Here is a 17,793-nt window from a genome sequence, read left to right as displayed (position 1 = left end):
AAGGCTAGATATTGAGTTTTTTTTTAAGTTGCTGAACATTTTTATATCCTAATTTTTCAGCAGCTACTTCCAGGTAAGATTCTTCTACCATAGCATCGAGATCCTTTTTAAGTAGTAGCTTTTTAAGTTTTTCATTCTCTTTTTGTAGCGCTTTAATTCTAGATATTTCGTCTTTAGTTTCCACTTTTACTCTGGTGTTCATTAAGTCTTTACGATTGTATTTTTTAATCCACTCGTTTACAGTTGTAGGTGCAATAGAGTAGAGTTTACAAAGTTCGCTTTTTGTGTGTTTTCCGGTTGTAAGTTCGGCTAAAATTTTTAATTTAAAAGGTTCTGAATACCGTCTAATTACTTTGTCATTTTTGTACATAATTGTGTTAAATTATGTAGCCTTTATTCAGGACGGGTCAATATGTTTGGCAACGTTCTAGTGTATGGTTAGTTGCGTGGTTTAGCAACTAAGTTAGCAAACTTTTACGAACCTGTGAATATTCCGAAGGAATATTCGCAAGTACGCTCAATGAAGCAATTAATTATACACGGTGTTAGCACACGTTTTTCATTCATTTTTAGATTGCATTTTCGGCATTGGTGGTGGCGGAATTTGCCTGAAATAGTCAAAGAAAACCTTTAATTCAATGGAATCATTAACTTCTTCCTTTATTTCATCAAAAACTCTTGTCAAATTCACTAATACCTTTTCAAGTTCTTTTCCAGTTTTACTTGTATCTATTGTAACTTCGACTAATGCTTTATTAGGTGATTTTGCATATCGGAAATTCTCATCTTTATTCAGATAGTGTTTTTTAAGAATTTGTTTCAATTCGGATATTGGAAAACCTTTTTCTTTTAAAATCGAGTCAGATGTTATTGGAAGTACATTCCGATATTTTATTAATCCTCCATCATAAACGAATGGCGTAATTCGTTTTTTAATTCGACCATCATTAAATTCAATTGTTAGATATTCCCATTTTCCATAATAGCTTGCTACTTTATTTGTGATTTGACGAAAATTTAAATCAGTAGTATCCAATCCAAATAATACAGCTCTTTCGGTAGAGAAATCAGGTGTAGATGGATAGTATTGAATTTCAGTCGTTTCGTTTTCACAACTTAAAATCAATAAAATAGTCGATATGTATAATGCTTTTCTCAAATGTGTGCTAACCCGACGAGGGTTATGAGTTGTTTTGAACTGTAAGATATTGCAAATATCTGTAAGTTTAAAATAACTTATAACCAGAGTTATTGTTCAGTGCGTAGCGAAGCTACTGCGGTGAGCAATAACTCGGGCGAAGCCCTCGTCGGGTTATTGTTAATGCAAGCGTAGCGCAGCATTAACAATAACGTTGTTGTATAAGATTAGTTGCGTTTTTTAAGCACTAAAGTTAGCAAATAAATCACAGATAGAAAGTCTGCGAGGACTTTCGTAAACTGGCTAAAACCAGCAATTAATTTTATACGGTGTTACCTACAGTTATTTTTCGTGATGTCTTTCGTAATCTAACTTCCATTCGCCATTTATTAAGTCAAAAACCATTGTAAAAGAAACTCCTTCGTCTTTTATTTCAAAATCAAGTTCTATATAGTCTTTGCTTTGATTTATTTCAATAAACTCAATATAAAACTTTAGCAAATCAGTATGTTTAAATTCTACTGTTTTATCTCCAATTTTGAGTTTAGGGAAATTAGATTTATTCAATTCAAAATATGGTTTAAATATTAGTTTCCTTTCAGGCATTTCATTAAAATGCAAATAATCAATCACTTTTGGATTAGTAAATGCAGAAACTAAAACAGTTTTTAAATCTGATATAATTTTTGGGTTGTCAGTTTTTGTTTGAGGAAATTTGAAGTTCCGTTTATTTGAATTTAGAAATTCACTTTTTCTTGACTTGCAATAATCATATCTCATTCGCAAGTCAATTATGCAGGAATCTTTATCAATTAGCATTCTTCTTTTAACATCCAAAGTTCCTTTTCCAGTTTTCTTTGCATTCAAATAAACTGTATCTTCTTTAATTTCGTATTTTCCTTTTGTATTTGTAAATCCGAAATGTCCTGCTGTAACATATTCAAAATTTCCATTTCCATCAAAAATGTAACTCCAATTTGTAGAAGCCCAATATCCAGAATAATTTCCTTGTAAATTCTGTCCAAATACGACTGAACTTAATGTTAAGAAAATTGTTAATATGATGTTTTTCATAATTGTAGGTAACGGTTTTGTATAAGAATAGTGCGATTTTATTCGCGGCGATTTTCCGATAGGAAAATCAGAGTGTATAAAAGAGCACGGACTTTTGATTAAACACTAAATTAAGCATTATTTTTATACATTGTTGGCAAATCGTTTTTTAATGCATTATATAAACTAATGACATCGAAGCTATAGTATCTTTCTTTTCATCAAAGAAAAAGTGCTCATATCCAATCGAGCCTAATAATCCAGTTTGAAAATTAGTGGAACTAACATAAGGAATTTCTTTCTTTTTGTGTTTGTCATAAATGGAAAATGGAATATTCATTATTAAGTCAGATATAATATAATCATCACTGTTTTTAGATAGGCTTCTATCAGTTTCTTGATTATATTTTAATAATTTTTCTTTACGTTTAGCGTAAACAAGATATTTCACATCTTTCTGGCTTTTTTTTATCTGTTCGTCAAAATATTCAATTACATCTTTATAACAGAAAGAATATTGGAATTCAAATTGATTGAAAATAATTTTTTGTTCACACTGAATTTCCTTGCTAAAATACTCTTTAGTACTAACCCAAGCTCCAAAGTATCCAAATCTATCTTTATCAGTATGGTGAACTCCATGAACTTGTATTGTGTCATTTTTCTTAATTAATTCAACATCATTCTCATTTGAAAAATATTCAATTATATCTTTTAGAACAGGTTCGTTAATTCCATTTCTTATTTTATAGTGAAACACATTAGAATCATTAAAATATTCTTTGTTTGTTTTGTGTTCGCAACTAAAAAGAACAACCAAAATAAATATGTTAATCAGTTTTTTTATCAAATGTTTGCCAACGTGTTTGTATATGGTTTGTTGCGTGGTTTAAGCACTAAATCTAGCAAATAAAAACTGAATAGAAAATCCGCGAGGATTTTCGTAAGTAGGCTAGAACCAGCAATAAATTATATACGGTGTTGTAGCCAGTATTTTTTTCTTAAACTACTCAATTTAACTTTGTTCTTACACTTATTATTTTCAAAGTCAGAATAGAATTCATCTTGAAATAATTTCAGATTATCCCAATTCGAAAAACTTTGATGGTCTTTATTTGAATAATAATCTTTACTAACTTTTAATTTTCCAATCTTTTCAAATTCCGTTTCCGATTTTTTGAAATGTTGAGCATAATACCAACTAACCTGTTCTTTTGGTTTAAACTCTTTGTTTATTTGTTGTTCAAGTCTAAATAATAGTTTTGCATTCTCAAAATCATCTTCAGTTGGTTTTTCCGATTGTTTAATGTCAGTTACAACAATTAAATTCAGTCCGAATTCCGTTTCTTTTTCAGATTCCAACACGAAAACTCCACAATAATCTCCATCACTTAATTTAAAAACCAAACAATCTCCTTTTTCGAAAATCGCATTTCGTGATTTTTTTACTTTTCGTTTTCGAGATGTCTTTTTCTCGGTTGATATTTTCTTTAAAAAACCGTCTAAAACTTTTTTCCTTTTAGTCAAGTCAGATTGTGAAGAGTCAAGTTCTTTCCACAATTCGATATCCTTTCCTGACTCGACAATGACTTTAATCCGATTAAGAACTTTTGGGTCAAGTGATTTACATTCCCATTGAGATTTTGCAATAGTTATCCAGAAATTATTTTGGTCTTCGTGAGAATCAATCAATTCCATATTCTCCTTAATTAACTTTTCAGTAATTGCAGGAACTTCCATTCCTTGATTGTATAATTCAAAGAATTCATAATTAATGTCTTCGTAAATGTCGTTTGAAGAAATTCCTGTTCCCCAAGTTCCCATAGGCGTTTTCTTATATTGGCTACCGTTGTTGTATATGGTTTGTTGCGTGGTTTAAGCACCTAATTTAGCAAATAATAACCGAATAGAAAATCCGCGAGGATTTTCGTAAGTAGGCTAAAACTAGCAATAAATTATATACGGTGTTAGCAAACGTATTTTTATTCTTGATTCCTTGCAAAATCTTTTACAACTCGACAATCAGACATTAAATGATTCATTAAATCTTTTAAAAATTTATCTACACTTTTCTCAAACGACATTTCATAAACTTTCATTGTTTTTTCGGCGTATTTTGCGGATGTACCGGAAACTATCTGATTAAAACTTTCCATAGTTAATTTGTCAGTTCCTAATTCAGTCAGTTTCTCACAAGATTCTTTCGAAACTGATTCAATAAAGTCACGTTTCCTTTTTTGTTTTTTTCTTTCTTTTTTCGATAAGGATTTTTGTAAATCAATATTCATTTCCGCAATTAAGTCGTTACTCAATAAATTACTTTGTTCAGTTGACAGTTCAGTTTTTTTTAAGTAAAGTCCAATTGAATTACAATTTCTAAATGCGATAATTTTAGTCAACTTATTTTCAACACCAATTCGAGCAATTGTTTCAATAATTTCTTTCTGTTCAATTTGGTCATTTAAGTCATTTAATACTATTATTCCTTCACTATATTCGAAACTTTCTTCGGTGTATAATTTTTGGGAATAAATAATCTTATAAGAAACAGTTTTTTGAGATTTCAGTTCAGTTTCGATTTTTTTAAATCCGTTTTCACAATCAGATTCCGCCGTATTTTGCGCAAAATTAATTGTCGATAGTAGTAAAAATAAGATTAGGAATATAATTTTGTAGATGTTCATTTATATGTTTGCTAACCCGACGAGGGTTATGAGTTGTTTTGAACTGTAAGATATTGCAAATATCTGTAAGTTTAAAATAACTCGGGCGAAGCCCTCGTCGGGTTATTGTTAATGCAAGCGTAGCGCAGCATTAACAATAACGTTTATGTATAAGAATAGTTGCGGGTTTGTATGCGAGGATTTTCCGAAGGAAAATCAGACGTTACAAACGCGCAACGACCTTTGTTTAAGTACTAAACCGCAATTATTTTTATACGTTGTTAGGTGTTGTTTTTTTATTCAATTATTAATTTTTCCGTTTATTTCATTCGAGTAAATTTCATTTTCTCCAAGTCGAAATTTAACTCTAAATTTTGTTTTCTTTTTCCCGTAATTTTGTCTTAAAGCAGAAATCGCAATCTGATTTGGTGGAAGATAAAATTCAGTCAATCCAGTTCCACAACCATAATTAAAAGGTCTTTCAATTTGCTTCCAATTTCCAATTGAATCTTGAACTTCTGTAACTATTGGTAAAACATCTCCAAATCCAATGCTTAAAGTGTCAGAACTTTGGTTTTTAATAAAAATTGGATAGGATTCTTTATTTACTCGATGTTCAGGCGCTTTATAATATTCCCAAATCCACATTGGGAATCCAATTGTTTTGGTAGTGTCAATGAATACATTCAGGTCAGCTATTTTGGGACTTCTATATTTTCCCCAATCAATATCTTCTAATCTATGTCCAATTTTAGAAGTTTTGTATTTTAATTTAATTGAGTCTTTTATTTTTCCAATATAAACAGGTGAAAACTGAGCTTCTCTTCTGTTTGAAATCGTGTCCAAAATTAATTCATTGTCAAAATTGTCATAGAGAATTAAATTCGAATATGGTTTGCTGATTTGTTCTTTTTGTTCAGTTTTAGCAATTCCGTTATTCTTCTCTTTATTTTGGCAAGAAGTTAAAATTAGAAGTAGTATTATGATGTTTGCAAAATGTTTCATTTAAATGACACCTACGTGTTTGTGTATGATTTCGTTGCGTATTACAGCAACTAATTTAGCAAACACAAACCAAATAGAAAATCCGCGAGGATTTTCGTAAGTAAGCTTGTACTAGCAATGAATTATACACGTTGTTGTGAGCCGTATTTATTGTCTTATTACTTTTTTTAAAAAGATTCTCACATTATTATCAGTTCTAACTTGAACTCCGTTAATAGTGCCTGGAATCCATAAAGGATATTTTTCTTTTAAATGTTCTTTCGCTAATTCGAAAAGTTGAGTTTTATATTTTTCGTTGGATTCTAATTCAGCAACATAATTTCTGATATGGAAATCAGAAATAGTACTATCTTTTTCTACAATAAAACCAACATCGAAAAAAGGCCAACCACCATTTTCTTTTTTATTTTCTTTAATATCAATATTGTAAACACTTAAATAAGGAATGTAATCTGAAGTTCTTTCTTTTTCATTTGGTAATCTTGGTCTTTCATCACAATCCCAATATTCGATTGCGATTTTATTTTTAATTGCATTTTCCAAAAAAATACTGTCTGCTTTTCTATGCATATTTTTTTTAAAGTCAGAACCGTATTTTTCCGATAATACTTTGTCCATATATGCTCCGTAACAACCTTGAGTTTGCCCTTCAAATACTACACAACCAATTAAGTCAATATCATATTTCAGTCCTTTTTCTTCGCACAGTTTTTCAAGTTCTTTTTCATATCGATTATGACCGAATAAAAAGCCAACAGCTTGAGTAAAAACAATTCCTTCGTTTTCTATATCAGACTTTGCTTTGTTGATTTCAGAAATACAAAGTGTGTCAGTTTTCGCAGGATTTGAAACATAAGCGATTGGGTCAAATTTTTCATATTCGTCCTGTAATTCAGAAATTGATTTTTCTTCATTATGTTTCTTTTTTTTCTCTGCACAAGAAAATAAAAAAGAAAGTAAAATTAGTATGACGAATGTTTTTCTCATATGGCTCACAACGGTAGGTATAACCGAAGTTACGGGATTAAAGTTAATGTTTTTCGGCTTATCACAGGCTTTAGCAATTCCGAGTGGATTCGGACGTAGTCGAATCCGCCGTAATTGCGGTTATACATTGTTGTACCACGTATTTTTTCAATTAGGGTTTTCATTATACACTTGGTCAAAATCCAATTCTGATATATTTAAGCCCTTTGACTTTTTGTCAAATTGTTGTTTGTCCATTGGTCCATAAATTCCATCTTCATTTGTTTTTTCTCTTTTCTTTAAGTCAATTATGAAATATTTAGTGATGGTTAAGTCATTCAAATATGGATGTTGTTTAGCGATTATAAAATCAGAGTTATTTCCAACCGCGAAAACATAATTAGAAATAATTCCACTTGAATATGGCGAATCTTTTTCGGTTTTTTCTACTAATGCTCTATTAGCGACTAAATCGTTCCATTCCACAAAGTAATTTCCGATTATTAATTCAGATTCGCCTGGATTATTCCAACAGGAATTTAAAGTCAAGATTCCGATTAAAGTCAATATGATTTTTGTAATTCGCAATGTTTTGGTCATATGTGGTACAACGGTTACGTATATGAAATGTTGCGTGTTTGTGTGCGAGGATTTTCCGAAGGAAAATCAGATGCAAGCAAACAAAGCAACTCACATTGGTTAAGCACAAAATAGCAATTTTTTATATACAATGTTAGCATACGTTTTTTTCTATCAGTAAAAATATTGCTGTTATAATAAAAATCGGAAAACTCGCAATATTCACAGTATACAAACTATAATATCCTTTGTGTTTTAAATCTCCGTTGTTCTTTATCCAAATTCCGTCCGACAATTTTCCATAGTACATTTGAAAAGCTTCTCTTTTGAATACTTTTTTATAAAATTCAATACCCCCTTTTGAGATTAATAAAGTCAGAAAAGGTGAGAAGGTCAGTAGAGTGCAATTAAATCGACAGAAGTAATTCCAATTCAACAATTCCATTACAATTCCAAGAAATCCGAGTAAGAATGTGATTTTCAAATATCGTTTATAATATTTATCCTCTTTTAGGTCTTCCGTAAATGTTATTATTACCAAACTAAAGAGTTGGTAAATTATAATTATCATATAAAAATATACTTCGGAAAGAGTCATTTCAAATGTCTAGTCCTGAAATATGGCTACAGTTTAAAATTGAATTTACGCTGATAATTTATATACCATATTAGGTGTTTTATAGTCTAAAGATAAATGTAATCTTATTTCGTTGTATAAATTAATTGCATTTTTTGCAGCTCTTTTAGCGTGAGTCACGTTATCAAAGGTTTGGTCGAGATAGAATTCATCTTTAAGTATGCCGTTTACGCGTTCAGCCATGGCATTTTCATAACAATGATTTTCTTCGGTCATACTAATATCTATCTTTTTACTTTTAAGTATTTGGGTGTATTGATTGCTACAATACTGTATTCCTCTATCTGAATGATGAATAAGCCCATTAATGTTTTTAGCTTGATAAATAGCTTTGTTTAACGCTCTTACACATCCTTTTAGTTCTAAGCTATCGCTAAGATCATAGCCAACAATTTTTCGAGAGTGCATATCTGTTATTAAAGCGAGATAACAAAAACCTTTAATAGTTCTTATGTATGTTATATCACTTACCCACACTTGATTTGGCCTTGTAATTTCGATATCTTTTATCAGGTTATTATATTTGTAAAAGCGATGATAAGAATTCGTTGTTTTGGCACTAGTTTTCTTTCTAAGAGTCAGCATTTGGTGTTTTCTAAGCACGTTAAACAAAGCATCTCTACCAACTTTTAAGTTAGCTTTGATAAAATCGTCTTTTAGTGATTTTTCGAGTTTACGCACGCCTTCTCTAGGAAGGGATTTACGTCTTTTACTTACAATTTCTATAATTTGTTGTTCTATTTTTAAACGTTTATCAGCTCTAGATTTGTATTTGTAATACGCATCACGTTTAAGTCCAAAACAACTAGCTATAGTTGATAAAGAAGCAAATCCCTTAGCTCTATTTCTAGTTTTAATAAAGGCTAGATATTGAGTTTTTTTTTAAGTTGCTGAACATTTTTATATCCTAATTTTTCAGCAGCTACTTCCAGGTAAGATTCTTCTACCATAGCATCGAGATCCTTTTTAAGTAGTAGCTTTTTAAGTTTTTCATTCTCTTTTTGTAGCGCTTTAATTCTAGATATTTCGTCTTTAGTTTCCACTTTTACTCTGGTGTTCATTAAGTCTTTACGATTGTATTTTTTAATCCACTCGTTTACAGTTGTAGGTGCAATAGAGTAGAGTTTACAAAGTTCGCTTTTTGTGTGTTTTCCGGTTGTAAGTTCGGCTAAAATTTTTAATTTAAAAGGTTCTGAATACCGTCTAATTACTTTGTCATTTTTGTACATAATTGTGTTAAATTATGTAGCCTTTATTCAGGACGGGTCAAAATGTATGCTAACGTGTTAGTATAAGATTAGTTGCGTGTTTGTTAAGCACTAATTTAGCAATTAATTTTATACATTGTTGCCCACAGTAGATTTTTTTTTTCAGAGTTTAATTATTTCATCAAATTTCGTTTTCCGATTTTTTGCGTTTGAGTATTTTCGTTCAGCGTTTTTTTTCGCAATATTTTTCAATTCCGTTTGAGTGAGCAATTCCGCAACTTGCTAAATTCCGCACGCAATTCAGTTTTGAGTTTCAGATTCCGCAAACTTGCTCAAAAATCCGTTGTGATTTTCATTCCGAATGAATGAGAATTCAGCGCAATTCATTCAATGTTTTATTCCGCAATATTCAGCCATTTTTTGTTCCGAACTGCTTGCGTTTGAGTGCGTTCCGCTATTGTGGGCAACCCGACGAGGGTTATGAGTTGTTTTGAACTGTAAGATATTGCAAATATCTGTAAGTTTAAAATAACTTATAACCAGAGTTATTGTTCAGTGCGTAGCGAAGCTACTGCGGTGAGCAATAACTCGGGCGAAGCCCTCGTCGGGTTATTGTTAATGCAAGCGTAGCGCAGCATTAACAATAACGTTGGCGTATAAGAATAGTTGCGGGTTTGTGTGCGAGGATTTTCCGAAGGAAAATCAGACGCAGCAAACACGCAAGGACTTTTGTTTAAGCACTAAACCGCAATTATTTTTATACATTGTTAGCTTTTAGTGCTTTTTTGTCCGTTTAATTTTTCGTTAATATACTATTTTTTTAGTCGGCTTTTTATTTCCGCATTTTATGTTTTATTCAGCTCGGTTTTCATTCCGCAAACTTGCTCAAATTCCGCAATATTTTTAATTCAGATTTCGAGTAAACAATTCCGCAACTTGCTAAATTCCGCTTTTCAATTCAGTTTTCGATTCCGTAAACGAGCTAAAAAGTCAGACGCAATTCAATTCAGAGTTTGAGTGAGAATTCAACGTATTTTTAAAAATTCAGCAACATTATTTTTCGTTTTTTACTTTCCTAAAACTCAAAAAAAATCGGAACACAAACAGGCTTTTTTTCAGTTTCGTAAACTTGCTCTAGCATTAAAGCTAACGTGTTTGTGTATGATTTCGTTGCGTGTTTAAGCAACTAATTTAGCAAATAAATCACAGATAGAAAGTCCGCGAGGACTTTCGTATGTAGGCTATAACTAGCAATGAATTATACACGGTGTTACCCAACGTTTTTTATCATTTCGTTTATTCTATTTTCTGCTTCTGTTTTTAAAATTCCATCGTAATAATCTCGAACAAATGGATGGTCAAAATCTTCGTGAGGAAAAATTTCAGGTCTGTCATTTCCACTTTTAGTCATTACATCACAAGGAATTGAAGATGTATCTCCATATTCAGGAACGTTGCTACATAACCAACCAAAATATCCAGTTTCGTGATTCGGATTATTGTAATTTTCTTTATAGTCTAAATAACTTTTTTCGCTTAATGAAACCCAAAGTCCATATTCCAGAGTTTCACAAGCGTCTTTTACTTTTTGAGAAAGCGTAACTCTTATAAAACGGTCAATTTGGTCTTCATAATGAATTTCGCAAAAATCCGACTCTAATTTCCCAAGTTCTGTTTTTTCTTTATCAGACAGAAAGTCGTAATTCGCAGGTGATTTAAAAGTCAGAGCAGGCCATTCCGAATGGACTTTTCCACATTCAGAACATTTAAATTCTCCTGTTTTGTTTTTCTTTCTTTTCCAGAACATTTAATATTGTTTAAGCATCAAATTCCACGTAATGTATTAATCGGTTACATTTTTTTTCAATAGTAGGATATTGTGATGATATATCTTCCATAAATTCTTTAATTAGGAAAGATTCCATAAAATATTCAAAACCAGGACATTTTTTTTCGGTTACTTCATAAGTTTTCCATTCTAACTCTTCTTCAGTTAAATTCAGGATTGTAATTTCTGATTCGGGAAGAAACTGACCATCAATTCTTTTTACGTAAAGAACAGATTCTTCGTCAATTTTCTCTGTATTTTGTAAGAATTCTATTAGTTTCATTAAATGTTGGGTAACGGTCTCGTATAAGAATAGTTGCGGGTTTACGTGCGAGGATTTTCCGCAGGAAAATCAGACGTAGTAAACTTGCAACTGCCTTTGATTAAGCCCAAAATTGAGCAATTATTTTTATACATTGTTAGCCACAGTATTTTATTACATTGTTGTTTTTCCATCGTAATATATGTAGTGCAAAGCTCTTATTGCATTCACACAATGATTGCCCCAATGAGATGTAAATCCGAATTTCAATTGCCACAGTCCATCTTCGATTGCCTCGTCCGTTCCGATTTGGTCTATTTTATAAAGTTCCTCTTTTAAATCCGCATAAATATCTGCAACATCATCGACTAACCAACCTTGCGTCGGTTCGTTTTCTTTTTCGTAGGTTGGGTCAAAAACTTCCCAATAAAAACAATCTTTTCCAAGTGAGGAAATCAGATTTACGTTCTGTTCTTTTAGTTTCTCTCTTATAACAGTTTCAAATTCCGATTTTTCACTTGAGTGAATTAATTCGACCGATTTCAGAGAAATTCCAACGTTATATAATTCAGTCAGTTTTTTGTGAATTTCAGGATAAAATTCTTTTTCCTTTATTTCTTTACTTTCAATCAGTTCAATAAATCCACGAGCAACTTTTAGGAAATCTTGAGTTTCTTTTGATTCGAGTAATGATTGTATTTCTTTAGTCAAATTTTGCATTCGTGGTCATATTGTGGCTAACGGTTTTGTGTATGGTTAGTTGCGTGTTTCAGCAACTAATTTAGTAAACAAAAACGAACGCGAGAAAATTCCGAAGGAATTTTCCAAATAAGCAACGACCAAAGCAATTAATTATACACGTTGTTAGCAACTGGGCTTTTTCTATCAGTTTAATAAATAACCAAATTTCTCATCAATCAATTTTGCGCTTACCTTTTGTTCTAAAACTTTTCCTTTAGTGTCAGTTGTAAAATATTTTCCATTCTTTTTTAAATAAATAGTGTCCAATTCTTTATATGACAGATATGGCCATTCCCATAAAATTTGTTCGTATTCTATTGGATTAACTATTTCGTTTTTCCAATTGATTGTTCCAAATAAACTGTTTTTTTTAACTTTTATTAGTTTAGAGTTATCTACTAAAATCTCATCATAAATAGGTGGAATTACTATTTTTCCTTCTCTGCTAATTAATCCTTTCTTTTTGTTCTTTGTTACAAAATGTTCATCTGGACCATATTCCACCCAGTTAGATATTTCATTATATTCTATTGGAATAATTATATTTTCATCAATATCTATTATACCAAAAAAGTTGTTTTTTTTCACAATAAATCTATTCGTTTCATCGTAAAAGCAAGGTGATATTTCTTGGTAAATGGAAGGGATTTTTAATTGCCCTTTTAAGTCTGCTAAACCTACATTACCATCTTTTTCAAGTATTAAAAGGTTGCACCATTGTTTTCTTTCATTACAATTTATTGAGTTATATTCGAAAGGAATAATGGTTTCGGCAAATGAGTTAATAACACCAAATTTGTCATTCTTTTTTGCTATAGTAAAATCTCGATATTTAAAATTTGATAATTGCTCATATTCAAAAGGTATAATTATTTCTCCTTTTGTGTTTATAGCTCCAAATTTCCCATTTTCTTTATAGATGAAATATTTTTGTTGGTTTTCTCCTCGTTTGAGTCTATCCCAAATAATTTCTTTGTATTTGTTTTCGAGAAGAATATCTCCATTGGAATCAAGTAATCCATACTTTCCCGAATCATTGGTTAAAAATTCGGCAAATATATTTGAGTATATCGCAGGATGTTCGATTAGGTCATATTTTAAAGGAATTATTAAAGTTCCTAAACTATCAATAATTCCATATTTTCCATTTTTAGATACTATCGCTAAATTGTTTTGATAAGGTTCTGCAATGTCAAATTTCCCAAAAGGAACTATAGTTTCAAAATTTGAATTGATATATCCAAGTTGACCGTTTTTTTCAACTCGACATAATCCCTTTTTAAAATATGTATTAGTCCTATCGTTATATGAAACTTCTGTGATTTTGTCATATTCAAAATCAGTAAGTCTTTTACCATCACAAGAGAAAAATGCCCATTTTCCATTTTTCATTGCGCATACTAGTTCGTCCGCTTTATTATCTCTTACTTTCTCAAACTCTATTGGAACTATTACTTTGCCAGTTTTGTCAATAAATCCATATTTATTGTTTTTACGCACTCTAGCTAAACCACACTTATAAAAATGACTCTCGTTTTCATACTCAAATGGTATTACGACTTTACCTTTTCTGTCAATAAATCCGTGTTTCCTATTTAATTCCGCTGGTGCAAGTCCATTTGAAAACACACTCAAATCGTCATATTTAAAAGGTATTAAGGTATCTTGAGTAATATTTATGTAGCCTCTTTTTCCATTATTTTCTGCAAGTATCATTCCTTCCTCATCAATCGGATTCAGAAATTTATATTTGTTAAGAGGTATAATTGTATCTCCGTTTTGATTTACGAATCCCCAAGTTTTATTTCCACTAATTCGTTTGTAGGTTTGAGATTCAGCTGAATTTAATTCCGCCTTATTTGGTTTGCAAGAAATCACAAGCAAAAGAATAATCAATATGTTTATAAATGTTCTCAATGTTTGTTTTGCCTTGTTGCTAACGGTCTCGGCTATGAGTAGTTGCGTTGGTTAGCACTTAACTTTGCAAGTACACACCAAACTGAAAATCCACGAGGATTTTCAGAAGTAGGCGAGAACAAGCAATTACTTATAGCCATTGTTGGCAACTGGCTTTTTATTAATAATCTTGAACTAAAACTTCAGTCGGAATATGAAGTGTTGAGTTCAGTTTTCTAATCATTCCTAAAGTCAGTTTACGTTTTTTACTTAAAATTTCACTAACTCTACTTTTAAATCCGACAACTTCGGCTAAATCTTTTTGTTTCATTCCCATTTGTTCCATTCGAAATTTGATTGCCTCAATTGGGTCAGGCATTCCAATTGGAAAGTTCTCATTTTCATATCTGTCAATTAAGATTGAAAGAATTTCCAATTCATCTCCATGTTCAGTTCCTTTTTTTGCATCAAAAATACCCTCAAGTCTGTCGAGAGCTTTTTGATAGTCTTTTTCGTTTCTTATCGGTGTTATTTTCATAATCAGATATTATTTGCGTCTATTTTATCGTATTCTGCGTGAGTTCCGATGAATCTTATCCAACATATTTGGTATTCAAAGTTGAATTTTACAATCAATCGGTAATTATTTCCTTTAATGTTGTAAACTATTCTGTTATCTTTTAAAATACTTGCGCTTGGATAATCTTTTTTTAATTCATTAATATTTGTCCATTCGAATTTTTCAGTTTCTCTAAACCAAGACTTTAATTGTTCTTCACAGTCAGCGTGTTTTTCCCAAAAGTCTCGTAAAGTTCTTTTCGCTATTACTCTCACATTATACTTGTTTGTCGCAAATATAATAAAAAGTTACCAAATTGGTAATGAATTTTTCGTTTTTCAGCTTGTTGCCAACGTGTTTGTATATGGTTTGTTGCGTGTTTTAAGCACCTAATTTAGCAAATACAAACCGAATAGAAAATCCGCGAGGATTTTCGTAAGTAGGCTCGAACTAGCCATTAATTATACACGTTGTTGCAAGTAGTTTTTTTTAATCGTTAATATACTTTTCAAATTCAGTTTTACTCACTTTTAAAGTCTCTGTTGGTTTCTCATATTTAATTTTTCCTTTCTCCGATATTGATATTTTATTTTCGTTAGGTTTTTCGATGAAATATTCAAATTGTTTATCTTGAAAATCAAACCTTGACCAAGCAAAAGTTCCTTTTATTTTTTCGTTTTGATAATAATCAGTTTCAGTTTTAGAATCTAATAATCCATATTCAATTATTTTTTTAAAATGACCATTTCTCGGTTGTGGTTTCCACCAATATATTTCAAATTGTCCTGATTCATAATCGCTGATTTTCCAGTTTTCTCCAATTTTTGGAATTCCTAGTTTTTCTCGTTCGGTGTTAAATTCGATTCCGTGATTTTTATTTAAAGGAATAACAAATTCAGATAGTATTTTTAATCCACCAATTATCAGTAGTAGTATTATTCCATTTAACAATCCTTTTCCTACTGTTCTGATTGATTTTTTAAATTCCGATTTATCTTGTTTATAATCTTTATAGTATGCTATTGCTATTCCAATAGGTACAACAATAAATCCTATTAATATATAGATGTTATAATTCATTTCTCAAATTACTTGCAACGGTTTTGTGTATGATTTCGTTGCGTGTTTCAGCACTAAAGTTAGCAAATAAATCACAGATAGAAAGTCCGCGAGGACTTTCGTAAGTAGGCTATAACTAGCAATGAATTATACACGGTGTTGGCAACTGGCTTTCTTTTTTTCGTTCTGATTTTTATTTTATTCGTTCATTTCAATTATTAATTTTTCTCCGTAATTCAGGTTTTTAAAGAAACTCAATTGTCTCTCAAATATATATCCGTTTTGCGTGAATTCCATAATTTGATTTTCGGTCTCGATTTTTAATTTCATTTCGTCGATTGAATATTCTCCGAGCACAATTCTAGAATATCTTGCAATTAATTTAGAAACTCCTAATTTCAACATAATCCACATTGGTGATAAAGTCAGAGGTTCAACACTTTCTTTTCCACGTATTAATTTTATGTTTTTGATTTCCGATTCTTTTATTGTCAACGCACTTGTTTTATTAGACAAGTTTGACCTTAAAAGAATTCCACCTGAATATTTTTCAAAACTACATTTAGAGTTTTCTTTTATAAATTCCGTCGAATTATTTTTTGCTTTAAAAGACTTTAGATAAAATGATGAACTTCCAATTGCTTTCGGTTTTTTCCAATCGATTTTTGTCGGTTTTCCAATATTTTTCTCGATTGTTCTTGAGTTCATTTTTTCTCGTTGAGTTCGTTTTTCAGCTTGTTGCCAACGTGTTTGTGTATGGCACGTTGTTTTAGGTTTGGTAACTAATTTAGCAAAAGAAAACGAACCAGAGGAAAATCCGCAAGATTTTCCAAGTAAGCAAGAAGTAAACAATGTGTTATACACGTTGTTACCCAACGTTTTTATCTTTCAAATACTTTTTCGGCATACAATTCAGTCAATTCGGAGTACGTTTGTTCGTTCATTTGTGATTCATACATTTTTAATCCAATTGTCTTTATATTCAGACGCTTTTTTCCATTCCAACCACTTTTTTTAGGCAAAAATTTATGAATTTTTTTATTCAGTAATTCAATTCTATCATCTCCCTTATTGAATGCGATTCCATCTTCATTAAGTTCTAATTCCGTTGATTCATATTTTCGGAATGTCATTAATTTGTTTCCAATTATTACCGCAAGAATTGAGGAAAGAAAAGTCAGATAAAAATTTCGACTTATTACTTCAATAAAGTAAATGACTTTTACATCTGGCGGAAGATAAGTTCCAGCTAAAAGAACAATACCAGTTATCAGGAAAACCAGAATTCCGATAATTGTCAAGAAGAATCCAATTCCGTTTACGATTCTTAATTCACTTCCGATTTCTATTTGTAGTGTTTTTTTCAAATGTTGGGTAACGTGTTTGTGTATGGTTAGTTGCGTGGTTAAGCAACTAAGTTAGCAAACTTTAACGAACCCGTGAAAATTCCGCAGGAATTTTCGCAAGTAGGCTAGAACCAAGCAATTAATTATACACGGTGTTACCTGCTGGTATTTTTCCATTCATTTATTATTCGCTTACGTTTTTTTCTATCTTTTCCTTTAACATTTTTTAGTCTGTCTTTGCTATATAACCATTCCATATATCTTTCTTGAATTATTTCGTTATTTACACCTAAATAATATTCCACTCGATTTGGATTGTTTTCACAAAAAGTTAAGGTGCAATTTTGAATTCGAAATACAGTAAAATAAGGTATTCCCTCAATTCTGTCGGCAATGATTATTGCAATTTCTCCTTTTGTTAAGTTCCGATTGTGACAATCTGATTTAACTTTAGTCAACGTTGAATCAGTAAAAAATTCTGCAAGAACTATCAATGACTTTTCTCCAAATTCTTTTATTTTTTCGGCTTGCTCAGTTTTTATTATTCCTTTAGAATTTTCCGTTTCCGCAATTCCAGTTAGCAATGAGTCAATTTCAGATTTGGTTTGTGAATAACTCAAGTTGAGATTCAGAAATAGAGTTAAAAATAGTAATCCAATTTTTTTCATTCAGTTTAGGTTTATTTTCAAATCTATTGTTTGTTTAAATATTCAGAAACTCTAAATGAGTGAACTGCCGTTTTCAATTAGCCTACAGTTTTTTCATACTTGCAGGTAACGGTATCGTATAACCGTCAGTTACGGGTTAATATACACATACTTTTCGGTTTAACACCGACTTTAGCAATTGCGAG

General features: G+C 31.0%; 21 protein-coding genes. All 21 read right to left on the bottom strand.

Annotated features, from left to right (window positions below; genetic code table 11):
- Positions 1–4: 4 nt before the first annotated feature.
- Entirely contained in the window at positions 5–370 is a 366-nt protein-coding gene (locus LACAL_RS14520; RefSeq protein WP_013869214.1) for a transposase, read from the bottom strand.
- Positions 371–559: 189 nt separating this feature from the next.
- A complete protein-coding gene (locus tag LACAL_RS14515) occupies positions 560–1,159 on the bottom strand; it encodes a hypothetical protein (protein ID WP_148256148.1) in 600 nt (199 codons plus the stop codon).
- 321 nt (positions 1,160–1,480) lie between these two features.
- Positions 1,481–2,212 carry a hypothetical protein gene (locus tag LACAL_RS14510; RefSeq protein WP_013871518.1) on the bottom strand — a complete coding sequence of 244 codons (732 nt, stop codon included), beginning with the start codon at positions 2,210–2,212 and terminating at the stop codon, positions 1,481–1,483.
- 148 nt (positions 2,213–2,360) lie between these two features.
- Positions 2,361–3,041, bottom strand: coding sequence for a hypothetical protein (locus LACAL_RS14505; RefSeq protein WP_013871517.1), 681 nt, complete (start codon positions 3,039–3,041; stop codon positions 2,361–2,363).
- 119 nt (positions 3,042–3,160) lie between these two features.
- Positions 3,161–4,015, bottom strand: a complete 855-nt coding sequence (locus LACAL_RS14500) for a hypothetical protein (protein ID WP_013871516.1) — start codon at positions 4,013–4,015, stop codon at positions 3,161–3,163.
- A 158-nt stretch (positions 4,016–4,173) separates the two neighbouring features.
- The gene (locus tag LACAL_RS14495; protein ID WP_013871515.1) at positions 4,174–4,875 is read right to left on the bottom strand and encodes a hypothetical protein; all 702 of its coding nucleotides are present in this window, start codon (positions 4,873–4,875) and stop codon (positions 4,174–4,176) included.
- A 279-nt stretch (positions 4,876–5,154) separates the two neighbouring features.
- Positions 5,155–5,859, bottom strand: a complete 705-nt coding sequence (locus LACAL_RS14490; RefSeq protein WP_013871514.1) for a hypothetical protein — start codon at positions 5,857–5,859, stop codon at positions 5,155–5,157.
- 147 nt (positions 5,860–6,006) lie between these two features.
- Positions 6,007–6,846, bottom strand: a complete 840-nt coding sequence (locus LACAL_RS14485) for a hypothetical protein (protein ID WP_013871513.1) — start codon at positions 6,844–6,846, stop codon at positions 6,007–6,009.
- Between the two features lie 147 nt (positions 6,847–6,993).
- Entirely contained in the window at positions 6,994–7,425 is a 432-nt protein-coding gene (locus tag LACAL_RS14480) for a DUF3997 domain-containing protein (RefSeq protein ID WP_013871512.1), read from the bottom strand.
- A 622-nt stretch (positions 7,426–8,047) separates the two neighbouring features.
- The gene (locus LACAL_RS14470; protein ID WP_013871510.1) at positions 8,048–8,899 is read right to left on the bottom strand and encodes an IS3 family transposase; all 852 of its coding nucleotides are present in this window, start codon (positions 8,897–8,899) and stop codon (positions 8,048–8,050) included.
- Positions 8,900–8,904: 5 nt separating this feature from the next.
- Positions 8,905–9,270, bottom strand: a complete 366-nt coding sequence (locus LACAL_RS14465; protein ID WP_013869214.1) for a transposase — start codon at positions 9,268–9,270, stop codon at positions 8,905–8,907.
- A gap of 1,249 nt (positions 9,271–10,519) precedes the next feature.
- Complete coding sequence (locus LACAL_RS14460) at positions 10,520–11,056, bottom strand: DUF2199 domain-containing protein (protein WP_013871509.1); 537 nt, start codon at positions 11,054–11,056, stop codon at positions 10,520–10,522.
- A 10-nt stretch (positions 11,057–11,066) separates the two neighbouring features.
- Positions 11,067–11,360 (bottom strand): hypothetical protein, encoded by a 294-nt coding sequence (locus LACAL_RS14455; protein WP_013871508.1) that lies wholly within the window; start codon positions 11,358–11,360, stop codon positions 11,067–11,069.
- A gap of 153 nt (positions 11,361–11,513) precedes the next feature.
- A complete protein-coding gene (locus tag LACAL_RS14450; protein ID WP_013871507.1) occupies positions 11,514–12,059 on the bottom strand; it encodes a DUF5063 domain-containing protein in 546 nt (181 codons plus the stop codon).
- Between the two features lie 165 nt (positions 12,060–12,224).
- Entirely contained in the window at positions 12,225–13,997 is a 1,773-nt protein-coding gene (locus LACAL_RS14445) for a WG repeat-containing protein (protein ID WP_083817727.1), read from the bottom strand.
- 160 nt (positions 13,998–14,157) lie between these two features.
- Positions 14,158–14,514, bottom strand: a complete 357-nt coding sequence (locus tag LACAL_RS14440) for a type II toxin-antitoxin system HigA family antitoxin (RefSeq protein ID WP_013871505.1) — start codon at positions 14,512–14,514, stop codon at positions 14,158–14,160.
- 2 nt (positions 14,515–14,516) lie between these two features.
- Positions 14,517–14,810, bottom strand: a complete 294-nt coding sequence (locus tag LACAL_RS14435; RefSeq protein WP_013871504.1) for a type II toxin-antitoxin system HigB family toxin — start codon at positions 14,808–14,810, stop codon at positions 14,517–14,519.
- 214 nt (positions 14,811–15,024) lie between these two features.
- A complete protein-coding gene (locus LACAL_RS14430) occupies positions 15,025–15,615 on the bottom strand; it encodes a hypothetical protein (RefSeq protein WP_013871503.1) in 591 nt (196 codons plus the stop codon).
- A 177-nt stretch (positions 15,616–15,792) separates the two neighbouring features.
- Positions 15,793–16,458, bottom strand: coding sequence for a hypothetical protein (locus LACAL_RS14425; RefSeq protein WP_202796754.1), 666 nt, complete (start codon positions 16,456–16,458; stop codon positions 15,793–15,795).
- A gap of 17 nt (positions 16,459–16,475) precedes the next feature.
- Positions 16,476–16,961 carry a hypothetical protein gene (locus LACAL_RS14420; protein WP_041301591.1) on the bottom strand — a complete coding sequence of 162 codons (486 nt, stop codon included), beginning with the start codon at positions 16,959–16,961 and terminating at the stop codon, positions 16,476–16,478.
- A 134-nt stretch (positions 16,962–17,095) separates the two neighbouring features.
- Positions 17,096–17,608, bottom strand: coding sequence for a hypothetical protein (locus LACAL_RS14415; RefSeq protein WP_013871500.1), 513 nt, complete (start codon positions 17,606–17,608; stop codon positions 17,096–17,098).
- Positions 17,609–17,793 lie beyond the last annotated feature (185 nt).

The sequence above is a fragment of the Lacinutrix sp. 5H-3-7-4 genome, assembly GCF_000211855.2.
Taxonomy (GTDB): Bacteria; Bacteroidota; Bacteroidia; order Flavobacteriales; family Flavobacteriaceae; genus Lacinutrix.
Note: the sequence above shows the minus strand (reverse complement) of the source record. Positions and strands in the feature narration are given on the sequence as shown.